Annotated in this window: 12 protein-coding genes and 1 pseudogene; 7 read left to right on the top strand and 6 right to left on the bottom strand. The window is 71.3% G+C overall.

Annotated elements, in window-relative coordinates:
- Positions 1-288: pseudogene (locus JTJ31_RS23105) on the top strand (IS630 family transposase); the annotation flags it as partial.
- Here JTJ31_RS23105 and JTJ31_RS23100 read toward each other — a convergent pair.
- Positions 285-1,175 carry a lipid kinase gene (locus tag JTJ31_RS23100; protein ID WP_207541104.1) on the bottom strand — a complete coding sequence of 297 codons (891 nt, stop codon included), beginning with the start codon at positions 1,173-1,175 and terminating at the stop codon, positions 285-287. The pseudogene JTJ31_RS23105 and the gene JTJ31_RS23100 overlap by 4 nt on opposite strands.
- Positions 1,172-1,888 carry a phosphatase PAP2 family protein gene (locus JTJ31_RS23095; protein ID WP_236020571.1) on the bottom strand — a complete coding sequence of 239 codons (717 nt, stop codon included), beginning with the start codon at positions 1,886-1,888 and terminating at the stop codon, positions 1,172-1,174. The genes JTJ31_RS23100 and JTJ31_RS23095 overlap by 4 nt, the downstream gene beginning before the upstream one ends.
- A gap of 80 nt (positions 1,889-1,968) precedes the next feature.
- Here JTJ31_RS23095 and JTJ31_RS23090 point away from each other — a divergent pair, with 80 nt between their 5' ends.
- Positions 1,969-2,799, top strand: a complete 831-nt coding sequence (locus tag JTJ31_RS23090; RefSeq protein WP_207541103.1) for a DUF1206 domain-containing protein — start codon at positions 1,969-1,971, stop codon at positions 2,797-2,799.
- A 7-nt stretch (positions 2,800-2,806) separates the two neighbouring features.
- Here the strand turns inward: JTJ31_RS23090 and queF are convergent, their stop codons facing one another.
- Genes queF through queA form a run of 3 tightly spaced genes read right to left on the bottom strand, consistent with a single transcriptional unit; the run spans position 2,807 to position 5,434 of the window.
- Positions 2,807-3,265 carry a preQ(1) synthase gene (queF, locus tag JTJ31_RS23085; RefSeq protein WP_207541102.1) on the bottom strand — a complete coding sequence of 153 codons (459 nt, stop codon included), beginning with the start codon at positions 3,263-3,265 and terminating at the stop codon, positions 2,807-2,809.
- The gene (gene tgt, locus JTJ31_RS23080; protein ID WP_207541101.1) at positions 3,258-4,376 is read right to left on the bottom strand and encodes a tRNA guanosine(34) transglycosylase Tgt; all 1,119 of its coding nucleotides are present in this window, start codon (positions 4,374-4,376) and stop codon (positions 3,258-3,260) included. The genes queF and tgt overlap by 8 nt, the downstream gene beginning before the upstream one ends.
- The gene (queA, locus tag JTJ31_RS23075; RefSeq protein ID WP_207541100.1) at positions 4,373-5,434 is read right to left on the bottom strand and encodes a tRNA preQ1(34) S-adenosylmethionine ribosyltransferase-isomerase QueA; all 1,062 of its coding nucleotides are present in this window, start codon (positions 5,432-5,434) and stop codon (positions 4,373-4,375) included. Before queA ends, tgt begins: the two co-directional genes overlap by 4 nt.
- A gap of 169 nt (positions 5,435-5,603) precedes the next feature.
- Between queA and JTJ31_RS23070 the strand changes: the two genes are divergently transcribed.
- The 5 genes from JTJ31_RS23070 (at position 5,604) to JTJ31_RS23050 (ending at position 9,966) form a co-directional block, all read left to right on the top strand.
- The gene (locus JTJ31_RS23070) at positions 5,604-6,815 is read left to right on the top strand and encodes an MFS transporter (RefSeq protein ID WP_207541099.1); all 1,212 of its coding nucleotides are present in this window, start codon (positions 5,604-5,606) and stop codon (positions 6,813-6,815) included.
- 9 nt (positions 6,816-6,824) lie between these two features.
- The gene (locus JTJ31_RS23065) at positions 6,825-7,253 is read left to right on the top strand and encodes a hypothetical protein (RefSeq protein ID WP_207541098.1); all 429 of its coding nucleotides are present in this window, start codon (positions 6,825-6,827) and stop codon (positions 7,251-7,253) included.
- Positions 7,254-7,256: 3 nt separating this feature from the next.
- The gene (locus JTJ31_RS23060; protein WP_207541097.1) at positions 7,257-7,898 is read left to right on the top strand and encodes an aspartate/glutamate racemase family protein; all 642 of its coding nucleotides are present in this window, start codon (positions 7,257-7,259) and stop codon (positions 7,896-7,898) included.
- A 54-nt stretch (positions 7,899-7,952) separates the two neighbouring features.
- Positions 7,953-8,420: a thioredoxin-dependent thiol peroxidase gene (gene bcp / locus JTJ31_RS23055; protein ID WP_207541096.1), complete on the top strand. Its 468-nt coding sequence runs from the start codon at positions 7,953-7,955 to the stop codon at positions 8,418-8,420.
- 85 nt (positions 8,421-8,505) lie between these two features.
- Positions 8,506-9,966, top strand: coding sequence for a helicase HerA domain-containing protein (locus JTJ31_RS23050; protein WP_207541095.1), 1,461 nt, complete (start codon positions 8,506-8,508; stop codon positions 9,964-9,966).
- A 148-nt stretch (positions 9,967-10,114) separates the two neighbouring features.
- Here JTJ31_RS23050 and JTJ31_RS23045 read toward each other — a convergent pair whose 3' ends face one another.
- Entirely contained in the window at positions 10,115-10,570 is a 456-nt protein-coding gene (locus JTJ31_RS23045) for an Lrp/AsnC family transcriptional regulator (RefSeq protein WP_207541094.1), read from the bottom strand.
- Between the last annotated feature and the right edge of the window lie 72 nt (positions 10,571-10,642).

Here is a 10,642-nt window from a genome sequence, read left to right as displayed (position 1 = left end):
ACGCCACTGGTTCACGATTGGCTGCTCAAGCGGCCACGCTGGCACCTGCACTTCACGCCGACCAGCGCCTCCTGGCTCAACCTGGTCGAATGCTGGTTTGCGCTGCTAACGCGCCGGCGCCTGGAGCGCGGCGCTTTCACCAGCATTGGCGACCTGGAGGCCGCGATCCAAGGCTACATCGCCGAGACCAACGCCGCGCCGCGGCCGTTCGTCTGGACCAAGACCGCCGACCATATCCTCGCCAGCGTCGCCCGCTTCTGCCAACGAACTTCTAACTCAGGCCACTAGCCCTCCGGCGCGAAGACGCGCAGCGCCCCGCGCAGCACGCGGAACCGCGCCGGGGTCTGCGTCGTCACCTCGCCATCCGTGTTCACGGGCATGGGGCGGCGGGTGCGGATCTCGGCCTCGGTGAAGGAGGCGGTCCGCACATCGGCGAGGAGGCGGTGCCGCCCGGTGCGGAACAGCGGATAGACCAGGGCCAGCTTCCACAGGCGCCGCGCCTCGATGCTGTAGAGGTCGAGGCGCCCGTCATCGATCGCCGCATCCTGTTCCACTGTCATGCCGCCGCCATAGTGGCGGCCATTCCCCACCGCGACCTGCAAGGTGCGAAGGATCCGCCGCTTCCCATCGAAGCGGAGCTCCGCCGCGAATGGCCGGGCGCGCCACACGGCGCGCGCCGTCGCGATGGCATAGCCCAGCCGTCCCCAGCGCTGCTTCACCTCGCCACTCAACTCCCGCGCCACCGCGACGCTGAGGCCGATGCTGGCGACGTTGAAGAAGAGGTGCCCGTTCACCTCGCCGAGATCCACCGCGCGTGCCTGGCCGGCCGCGATCACCGAGACCGCGCCCGGGATGTCGAGCGGGATGCCGAGGGTGCGCGCCAAGTCGTTCGCGGTGCCGAGGGGCAGGATGCCGAGCGGCAATCCCGTCTCGCGCAGGGCCGGCGCGGCGGAGTTCATGGTGCCGTCCCCGCCGCCCAGCACGATCATGTCCACCGTGCCCGATGCCGCGCGGATGGCTTCGCGCAGCGACTCGCCGTCCCCGCAATCGCCGTGCGTGATCTGAATCCCGGCCTCCCGCAGCGCTGCCTCCGCCTCCCCGGCGGCAGACGCGCCGCTGCGGCTCTTCGCGTTGACCAGGAGGAGGGCGCGCGGCGCCGGCTTCGTGTCGCTCATGCCTGGCCGCGCCGCTGCAGGGTCAGGAGGATCAGCCAGCACAGCGCGGCCCAGCCCGCGCCCACCGCCCAGCCGGCCAAAACGTCGCTCGGCCAATGGACGCCGAGATAGACGCGGCTGAAACCGATCAGCAGCACCAGCAGCGCCGCGACGGCCAGGGGATAGGCCTTGGCCCGCCGCCTTTCCTGCACCCGCGCCAGCAGCGCGCCCAGCGTCAGGTAGACGATGGCCGAGAGCATGGCGTGGCCGCTCGGGAAGCTCTGCGAATAGACGGATTGCCCATGCGGGACGAGGTCGGGGCGCGGGCGGCCGAAGCCCCATTTCAGTCCGTGGCTGACCGCGACGCCGGAGGCGATGGACAGCACGACCAGCATCGCCGCCTGCCGCTTGCCCGTGAGCAGGAGGAAGCCGAACACCGCCGCCGTCACCAGCACCAGAACGCCCGTGCCGCCCAGCGCGGTGAAGTCGCGCATCATCTCCTCGAACCAGCGGGGGCCCCAGGGGTCGGTCGGGTCCGCCTCGCTCCGCAGCGCGAGCAGCAGCGCCTGGTCCAGCGAATGGGTGTCGCCATCCGCGACTTCCAGCGCCACGCGCGCGAAGCCGAACAGCCCGACGCCGACGATGACGAGCGCGACCAGCGTCCCGCGCTCGGCGGCCGAGACGCGCTGGGTCAGGCTGCGCAGCCAGCCCACCCTCTCCATCCTGTGTTCCATCCGGCCTCCTGCCTCCTCGCCGGCAAGCAACGTTCCGCCCGCGCGAATGTTGGCGAGGGAATGGGGATGGATGGACGCCGATGACTCATGATCGCTTGGTGCTCCTCGGCCGGTTGGGCTTCGCCGCGCGAGGCGTGGTGAACCTGCTCGTGGGCGGGTTGGCGCTGATGGCGGCGCTCGGGCGCGGCGGCGAGGCGACGGGGGCGAGGGGCGCGATCGGCACGCTGCTCACCCAGCCCCTGGGGCTGTTCATCCTCGCCTTCCTTGCGCTTGGGCTGTTTGGCTTCGCGCTGTGGCGCTTCCTCCAGTCATTGCTGGACGCGGACGGGTTGGGGCGGGACCGCAAGGCGCTGATGCGGCGGGCGGGGCAGTTCATCTCCGGCGTGATCTATCTCGGCCTGGCCGGCTTCGCCGCCAGCCTCGCCATGGGCGGTGCGGCATCGGGCGGCGAGGACGAGGCGGCGCGCGACTGGACGCGCTGGCTGATGAGCCAGCCCTTCGGGCGGTGGCTGGTGGCGGGGGTCGGGCTGGGCATCCTGGGCGCTGCCTTCGGCATGGCGCGCAAGGCCTGGACCGCGTCCTTCTGCGAGAACCTGTCTTGCGGAGGCCAGGCGGAGCACTGGGTGAAGCGCCTCGGCCAAGCCGGCTACGCGGCGCGGGCCGTAGTCTTCGTGGTGATCGGCCTGTTCCTGCTGATCGCCGCGTGGCAGCACGACCCGAACGAGGTGCGCGGCCTGGGCGGCGCCCTGGTCGCGCTGCGCGCCCAGCCCTTCGGGGCGGCGCTCTTCGGCATCGTGGCGGCGGGCCTCGCGGCCTTCGGCCTGTTCGGTCTGGCCGAGGCGTGGTTCCGCCGCATGCGGACCCCGCCCGAGGCCCAGGCCGTCGGGGCGATGCTGTCGCCCGGACGGTGAGGGCGGTTCAGCCCCGACCGCGATACCCCGGCACGCCCTGGTCGGGGATCCAAACCCCCTCGGGCGGCGTGCCGGTCTGGAAGAACACGTCGATCGGGATGCCGCCGCGCGGATACCAGTAGCCGCCGATGCGCAGCCACACGGGATCGAGCAGCGCGACGAGGCGCTTCGCGATCATGAGCGTGCAATGCTCGTGGAATGCGCCGTGGTTGCGGAAGGAAGCGAGGAAGAGCTTGAGGCTCTTGCTTTCCACGATCCAGTCGCGCGGCACGTAGTCCAGCACGAGATGCGCGAAATCCGGCTGCCCGGTGAGCGGGCAGAGCGAGGTGAACTCCGGCGCGGCGAAGCGCACGCAGTAATGCATCCCCGGCTCCGGATTGGGCACGCGCTCCAGCACCGCCTCCTCCGGCGAGGTGGGCATGGGCGTGGCGCGACCAAGCTGGGTGAGTTGGGAGGTGTCAGTCATCGTCGGGGCGGTTCCAATCGGCCTCGATCGCCGCGGCCTCGTCATCGAGGCGCTTGGCGAGGATGGCTTCGCGCAGGCGGCGCATCAGGTCCTGGTAGTACTGGATGTTGTGCCAGGTCAGCAGGATCGGACCCAGCATCTCATCGCATTTCAGCAGGTGATGGATGTAGGCGCGGGAATGGCGGCGGCAAGCCGGGCAGGCGCAGGCGGGGTCGAGCGGCCGCCCATCGTCGGCGTGGCGCGCATTGCGCAGGTTCAGCGCCCCGCGCGAGGTATAGGCGCGCCCCATGCGGCCCGAGCGCGTCGGGATGACGCAGTCGAACATGTCCACCCCGCGCCGCACCGCGCCCAGCAGATCGGCGGGCATTCCCACGCCCATCAGGTAGCGCGCCTGGTCGTCGGGCAGCATGGGCGTGGTGAAGTCCAGCGTCGCGAACATCGCCTCCTGACCCTCGCCGACGGCGAGGCCGCCGATGGCATAGCCTTCGAAGCCGATCTTCCGCAGCGCGGCCGCGCTTTCGGCGCGCAGATCCTCGAAGGTCGAGCCCTGGACGATGCCGAACAACCCGTGCCCGTCGCGCGGCGTGAAGGCCTCACGGCAGCGCGCCGCCCAGCGCATGGACAGGCGCATGGACTTCGCCGCCTCCTCATGCGTGGCGGGGAAGGGGGTGCATTCGTCGAAGCACATGGTCACGTCCGCACCGAGCAGACGCTGGATCTCCACGCTGCGCTCCGGCGTCAGCCGGTGCCTGGAGCCGTCCACATGCGAGCGGAAGGTGACGCCGTCCTCGTCCATCTTCCGCAGCGCCGCGAGGCTCATCACCTGGAAGCCGCCGGAATCCGTGAGGATGGGGCCGTGCCAGTCCATCATGGCGTGCAGCCCGCCCAGCCGGTCCACGCGCTCGGCGCCCGGGCGCAGCATCAGGTGATAGGTGTTGCCCAGCACCATGCGCGCCCCGGTGGAGCGCACCCCGTCCGCCGTCATGCCCTTCACCGTGCCGGCGGTGCCGACCGGCATGAAGACCGGCGTCGGCACCTCGCCATGCGCGGTGTGCAGCACGCCAGCCCGGGCGCGCCCGTCGGTTGCCTGCTTCTCCCAGCGCAGCGTCATGCCGCGTCCTCGGCTCGGAACAGCAGGGACGCATCGCCATAGGAGAAGAAGCGATAGCCCTCGCGGATGGCGTGGGCATAGGCGGCGCGCATGGGCTCCATCCCGGCAAAGGCGCTGACCAGCATCAGCAGCGTGGATTTCGGCAGGTGGAAATTGGTCATCAGCAGATCCGCGGCGCGGAAGCGGAATCCGGGCCGGATGAAGATGTCGGTCAGCCCCTGGAAGGGCGGGATGGGGGCGGTACGGTCCTTGATGCCCTGCGCGGCGGTTTCCAGCAAACGCAGAGCGGTGGTGCCGCAGCACAGGATGCGCCCGCCCTCGCGCCGCGCCTCGTTGATCGTGGCGGCGGCTTCGGGCGGCAATTCGCACCATTCGGCGTGAAGGCGGTGGCGGTCCAGATTCTCCTCGCGCACCGGCAGGAAGGTGCCGGCGCCGACATGCAGCGTGACGGTGGCGCGGCGCACGCCCTTGGCTGCCAGGGCATCCAGCAGGCGCGGGGTGAAATGCAGGCTGGCGGTGGGGGCGGCCACGGCGCCGAGGCGGGCGGCGAAGAGCGTCTGGTAATCCTCCCGGTCCTCGCCGCGCGGGGCGTCGCGGTGGATATAGGGGGGCAGGGGCATCTCCCCCGCCTCGGCCAGGGCCCGCTCCAGCGCCGCCGGATCGGCGCCGAAATCGAGCCGTGCCGCGCCGCCTTCGAGCTTCTCCACCACAAGCGCCGTCGCCTCGGACCCCTCGATGGCAAGGGTGTCGCCCTCGCGCAGGCGGCGGGCGTTGCGGATCAGCGCATGCCAGGTTCCGTCGCCCTCGGCGCGGTTCAGCATCACCTCGATCCGCGCCTCGCCGCGCCGGGCCCGCAGCCGGGCGGGGATGACGCGGGTGTCGTTCACGACCATGACGTCGCCCGGGCGCAGGTAGTCCGGCAGGTCGAGCACGCCGCGATCCTCCCGGGCGTCGGGACGCACCACCAGCATCCGCGCCGCGTCGCGGGGGCGCGCCGGTTCCTGGGCGATCAGCGTTTCAGGCAGGTCGTAGTCGAAATCCCGCAGGGAAAGGGGCATGGCGCGGGGCCGTAGCGCGCGCCGAGCCGCCGTGCAACGCTGACCCTATGAAGCTCTCGCCAAGCTCCACATCGCGGCCCATGGGGCCGGGCGGCCGAAGGGCCGCCGCCGCAAATGCGGCGAAGCCAAGCGCCATGGATGCGGCGCACCCGGCGATTGAGGGCAAGCAATGACCCGTTCCGCCACGCTGCTGATGACCTGTGCCGTGCTCTGCGCCGCCTTGGCCATGGGGCTGCGGCAGAGCTTCGGGCTCTTCCTGGCGCCGATGACGACGGATCTGGGCTGGTCCGCCTCCGGCTTCGCCCTCGCCATCGCGCTGCAGGTGCTGCTGAACGGGGTGTCGCAGCCGCTCTGCGGGCAGGTGGCGGACCGGATCGGCGGCCGCAAGGTCATCATGGGCGGCGCGGCCCTTTACGCCCTGGGCATCCTCGGCATGGCGCTGTCGGAGGGGCTGGGGCTCTTCACCTTCTTCGCCGGGCTGGTGATGGGGGTGGCCGTTTCCGCGGCCGGGATGCCCGTCATCATCGCCTCGCTGACCCGCCTCCTGCCCGAGGAGCAGCGGGGAAGGGCGGTCGGGCTGGGCACGGCGGGCTCCTCCTTCGGGCAATTCCTGGTGGTGCCGATGGCCGGGCTGGGCATCAGCTTGGCAGGGTGGCAGGGGGCGCTGTTCCTGATGGCCGGGGCGGCGCTGCTGATGATCCCGCTCGCCCTGCCGCTGAACGACCAGCCGGCGCCGGCCACGGCAGCGCAGCCGGAGCAATCGGCGAAGGAGGCGCTGTCCTTCGCGCTGCGGACGCCGTCCTTCTGGTTCCTGTTCTTCGGCTTCTATGTCTGCGGCCTCCATGTCTCCTTCCTGTCGGTCCACCTGCCGGGCTTCGTCGCCTCCTGCCACTTGCCCGTTTCGGTGGGGGCGGGCGCCATCGCGCTGATCGGGCTGTTCAACGTGGTCGGCTCGCTCACGGCGGGCGAGCTGTCCTCGCGCTGGAAGCGGCGGGAGCTGCTGGTGCTGATCTATGCCGGGCGTGGCGTGCTGATGGCCGGGTTCCTGTTCGTGGAAAAGACGGCGGCGACAGTGCTCGGCTTCTCCGCTCTGATGGGCCTGCTGTGGCTCTCCACCGTGCCGCCCACAGTGGCGCTTTGCGCGCGCAACTTCGGCACGCGCTGGCTGGCGACCATCTTCGGCCTTGTCTTCCTGGGGCATCAGGTGGGCGGCTTCACCGGGGCCTGGCTGGGCGGGGTGATCTTCGACCGGACGGGGTCCTATGACCTGATGTGGTCCATCTCCATCGCCGCTGCTGCCTTCGCCGCGCTGGTCCACATCCCCGTCCGGGACGGCATGACGGCAGCCCCCGTCGCCGCTACAACCGGCCGGACTGGTTAGGAATCGCCGATGCTCCGCCGCACCTTGCTGCCCGCCCTGCTCGCCACGCCCGCCCTGCTGTCCGCGCGCGCACAGGACCGGCCGCTGCCGCCGCATGGCTTCCTGTTCGGCTCCTGGACCGGTGGCATCTTCCCGGCCATCGAGACCCAAGGCAGCGTCTGCTTCGGCGCCGTGACGATGATCGTCACCGCCGATGTGGTGATGCGCGCCTCGTCGCTCGATGTCGCCTTCCGGCAGCGTCTGGTGGAGACGGTGGCCCTGGCCCCGAACGGGGTGGAGATCCGCCTCGCCCCCATTCCCGGCCGCGCCCCGCCCGAGGCCGGCTTCGGCTGCGACGGCAACCCCGACCTGCTGCGCGTCGTCCGGCGCGGCGAGGACGAGGTGGTGCTGCAAGGCTGCAACGAGTTTCCCTTCCCGCTGCGCCGCTGCAAGGGCTGAGGGATGACGCGACGCATCGCCCTGATCCACGCGCTGCGGCACTCCCCGCCGCCGGTGGAGGCTGCCTTCGCCCGTCTCTGGCCCGGCCAGCGCCTCATGAACCTGCTGGATGACAGCCTTTCCGCCGACCTTGCGCGCGACGGGCAACTGACGCCGGCGATGACCGAGCGCTTCCTCCGCCTGTCGCGCTACGCCGCCGACACGGGTGCGGAGGCCATCCTCTTCACCTGCTCCGCCTTCGGCCCGCCCATCGAGGCGGTGCAGAAGGCCCAAGCCCCCATGCCGGTGCTGAAGCCCAACGAGGCGATGATCGAGGAGGTCGTCGCCTCCGGCGCGCGGCGGGTGGGGCTGCTGGCTTCCTTCCCCGGCACGCTGACCTCCATGCCGCCTGAGTTCCCGGAAGGCATCGAGGTGGTGCCCATGCTGGCCGAAGGGGCGCTGGCCGCGCTCGATGCCGGGGATGTGGCCACGCATGACCGTCTGGTGGCGGAAGCCGGGGCGCGGCTGGCCGATTGCGACGCCATCGCGCTCGGCCAGTTCAGCCTGGCCCATGTCGCGCCGCGCGTGGCGGAGGCGACGGGCAAGCCCGTCTTCACCACCCCCGACAGCGCCGTCCGCAAGCTGCGCGGCCTCCTGGCCGCTTGACGGGCGGCGGAGCAGGGGCATCTCCCTCCGCATCCGAGCTTGGGAGAGATCCACATGACCGAAATCGCGGTGGGCGACGTTGCGCCCGCCTTCAGCCTGCCCGCCAGTGGCGGCCGCACGGTCAGCAGCGAGGGGCTGAAGGGCCGCCCCTACCTGCTGTATTTCTACCCCAAGGCCGACACCTCGGGCTGCACGGTCCAGGCGCTGGGGATGGAGGAGGCGCTGCCCGAGCTGGGCAAGCTGGGCCTGGAGGTGATCGGCATCAGCCCCGACCCGATGAAGGCCATCGAGAAATTCGCCGCCAAGCAGAGCCTCACCTTCCCCCTGGCCTCGGACGCGGAGAAGCAGGTGGCGGAAGCCTATGGCACCTGGGTCGAGAAGAGCATGTACGGCCGGAAATACATGGGCATGGAGCGCTCCTCCTTCCTGGTGGATCGCGAGGGGCGCATCGCCGCCATCTGGCGCAAGGTGAAGCCTGCGGATCACGCTCGGCAGGTGATGGAGGCCGCATCCCGCCTGTGAGGGGACCGAGGGCTGGCCACCCCGCCTTCCGGGCGGTAGGGAGCCCGCCCCGGGGCTGGTCCCGGGAAGGGCGCGGGACCACCGGATGACGATCGGCATCGAGATGGGGCGGACGCAGGCGGGCGCCCCCGTGACGCTCGACCTCGAGGAATTGCTGTCCACCCGCCTGCTCGTCCAGGGCAATTCCGGCTCCGGCAAGTCGCACCTGCTGCGCCGCCTCATGGAGCAGAGCGCACCCTGGGTGCAGCAGGTGGTGGTGGACCCCGAGGGCGACTTCGTTACCCTGGCCGACCGGCACGGGCATCTGGTCATCGACGCCGCCGCCCATTCCGAGGCGATGCTGGTCCGCGTTGCCGATCGGGTGCGACGGCACCGCGTCTCCGTGGTGCTGAACCTGGAGGGGGTGGAGGTCGAGGCCCAGCTGCGCTGCGCCGCCGCCTTCCTCAACGGGTTGTTCGACGCCGACCGCGACGCCTGGACCCCGGTGATGGTGGTGGTGGACGAGGCGCAGCTCTTCGCCCCCGCCATGGGCGGCGATGCGTCGGACGAGGCGCGGCGCGTCTCGCTCGGCGCCATGACCAATCTGATGTGCCGCGGGCGCAAGCGCGGCCTCGCCGGCGTCATCGCCACGCAGCGCCTCGCCAAGCTGGCGAAGAACGTCGCCGCCGAGGCATCGAACTTCATGATGGGGCGCACCTTCCTCGACATCGACATGGCCCGCGCCGCCGACCTGCTGGGCATGGAGCGGCGGCAGGCGGAATCCTTCCGCGACCTCGGACGCGGGCATTTCGTGGCGCTCGGCCCGGCCCTGTCGCGGCGGCCCATCGCCCTGCATGTCGGCGCGGTGGAGACGGCGACGCGCAGCGCCGGCCCCGCCCTGGTGCCGCCCCCCAGCCTCGCTTCTGCCGAGGAGGCGCGCGAGCTGATCCTGGCGGCGCCGGACGAACCAGCCGCGCCCCCGCCGCGCCGTGCCCCGCGCCCGCCGCCTACGGACATCCTCGCCGAGCTGGCTCGCTGCGCCCCCGCCGCGCCCCCGCCGCCGCGCGAGCGCACGGCGGATGAGGAGGCCGAGCGCCGCCGTATCTGCGAGGATTCGCTGCGCCAAGTGTTGGACGGAGAGGGGGAGGCGTTCCGTCCGGCCAGCCTGCTCTACCAGGATTTCCTGGTGCGGCTGCGGATCCGTGAGGTGGAGGACCCGCCCGGCCTGCCGGAGTTCCGCCGGATGCTCGCCGATGCTCGCGCCGGCATCGCGCCGGAGGCGGCGGAAGGTGAGGAATGGCAGGCCGCCGTGGCCCGCGCCGAAGTCCTGCCCGAGGATGCGCGCGGCGTCTTCCTGCTCCTGGCCCGCGCCGCGCTGGACGGGCTGCCCTGCCCGGACGACGCCGCCATCGCCCGCGCCTATGGCACGCATTCCGTCGGCCGCGCCCGCCGCCTCCTCGCTTGGCTGGAGGAGCGCAACGCGCTGGTGCTGCGCGAGGTGCGCGGGCAGGGGCGCGTGGCAGCGGTGGTGGGGCTGGGCTGGGAAACGGCACCGGGCCGCGCCTAAGCGCAACCCAATCCACCTCCTCCCAGGCCATCTGGCCGCAAAGCGGCCGGCGCCGCCAGACCAACCCATCAGCAGGCGCAACGATGGCGCGGCGAAAGCCAAGCGGCCGGAGGCCGCGCCCGGCGCCTGAGGGCACAAAAACAGGTTTTCACCCCGGAACCGGGGTGAAAACCTGTTTGAGGCAGCGCAGTCCGAAGGCCGTGCGGGTGTGGCGGACGCCGGGCAGGCGGTAGATCTTCTCGCGCAGCAGCTTCTCGTAGCCGGCCGTCCCGCCCACGGCGGCCTTCAGGATGTAGTCGTACTCCCCGGTCGCCAGCCACGCCTCGATGATTTCGGGCATGTTGGCGATGGCCTCCTCGAAGCGTGCCAGCTGGGCCTCATCGTGCTTCTCGGTCATGACCTCGATCCACACCGTGTCGGGCAAGCCCAGCGCCGCTTGGTCCAGCTCGGCGCGATAGCCACGGATCACCCCTGCCTGCTCCAGTCGCTTTACCCGCTGCCAGCAGGGCGAGGCGGAAAGCCCCACGCGCTCAGCCAGTTCGGCGTTGGTCAGCCGCGCTTCGCGATGGAGCGCGCGGAGAATGCGGCGGTCAATCGCGTCCACGGCAGAAGATCCTTCTGTCTTTTCGGCACTGCACAACAGAATACGGCATGAACCCCGGCGGGGTTCGGAGCA

Origin of the sequence: Sabulicella rubraurantiaca (assembly GCF_017355885.1) — a bacterium.
Taxonomy (GTDB): Bacteria; Pseudomonadota; Alphaproteobacteria; order Acetobacterales; family Acetobacteraceae; genus Roseococcus; species Roseococcus rubraurantiacus.
The sequence above is the reverse complement of the archived record's forward strand: the minus strand, read 5'-3'. Positions and strand labels throughout refer to the sequence as shown.

Bases quoted from the DNA above. Each gene is read 5' to 3' on its own strand.
- JTJ31_RS23070 (WP_207541099.1), top strand. From the start codon at position 5,604: ATGACCCGTTCCGCCACGCTGCTGATGACCTGTGCCGTGCTCTGCGCC.
- JTJ31_RS23100 (WP_207541104.1), bottom strand. From the start codon at position 1,175: ATGAGCGACACGAAGCCGGCGCCGCGCGCCCTCCTCCTGGTCAACGCG.
- bcp (WP_207541096.1), top strand. From the start codon at position 7,953: ATGACCGAAATCGCGGTGGGCGACGTTGCGCCCGCCTTCAGCCTGCCC.
- tgt (WP_207541101.1), bottom strand. From the start codon at position 4,376: ATGACGCTGCGCTGGGAGAAGCAGGCAACCGACGGGCGCGCCCGGGCT.
- JTJ31_RS23060 (WP_207541097.1), top strand. From the start codon at position 7,257: ATGACGCGACGCATCGCCCTGATCCACGCGCTGCGGCACTCCCCGCCG.
- JTJ31_RS23095 (WP_236020571.1), bottom strand. From the start codon at position 1,888: ATGGAACACAGGATGGAGAGGGTGGGCTGGCTGCGCAGCCTGACCCAG.
- JTJ31_RS23090 (WP_207541103.1), top strand. From the start codon at position 1,969: ATGACTCATGATCGCTTGGTGCTCCTCGGCCGGTTGGGCTTCGCCGCG.
- JTJ31_RS23065 (WP_207541098.1), top strand. From the start codon at position 6,825: ATGCTCCGCCGCACCTTGCTGCCCGCCCTGCTCGCCACGCCCGCCCTG.
- queA (WP_207541100.1), bottom strand. From the start codon at position 5,434: ATGCCCCTTTCCCTGCGGGATTTCGACTACGACCTGCCTGAAACGCTG.
- JTJ31_RS23050 (WP_207541095.1), top strand. From the start codon at position 8,506: ATGACGATCGGCATCGAGATGGGGCGGACGCAGGCGGGCGCCCCCGTG.
- queF (WP_207541102.1), bottom strand. From the start codon at position 3,265: ATGACTGACACCTCCCAACTCACCCAGCTTGGTCGCGCCACGCCCATG.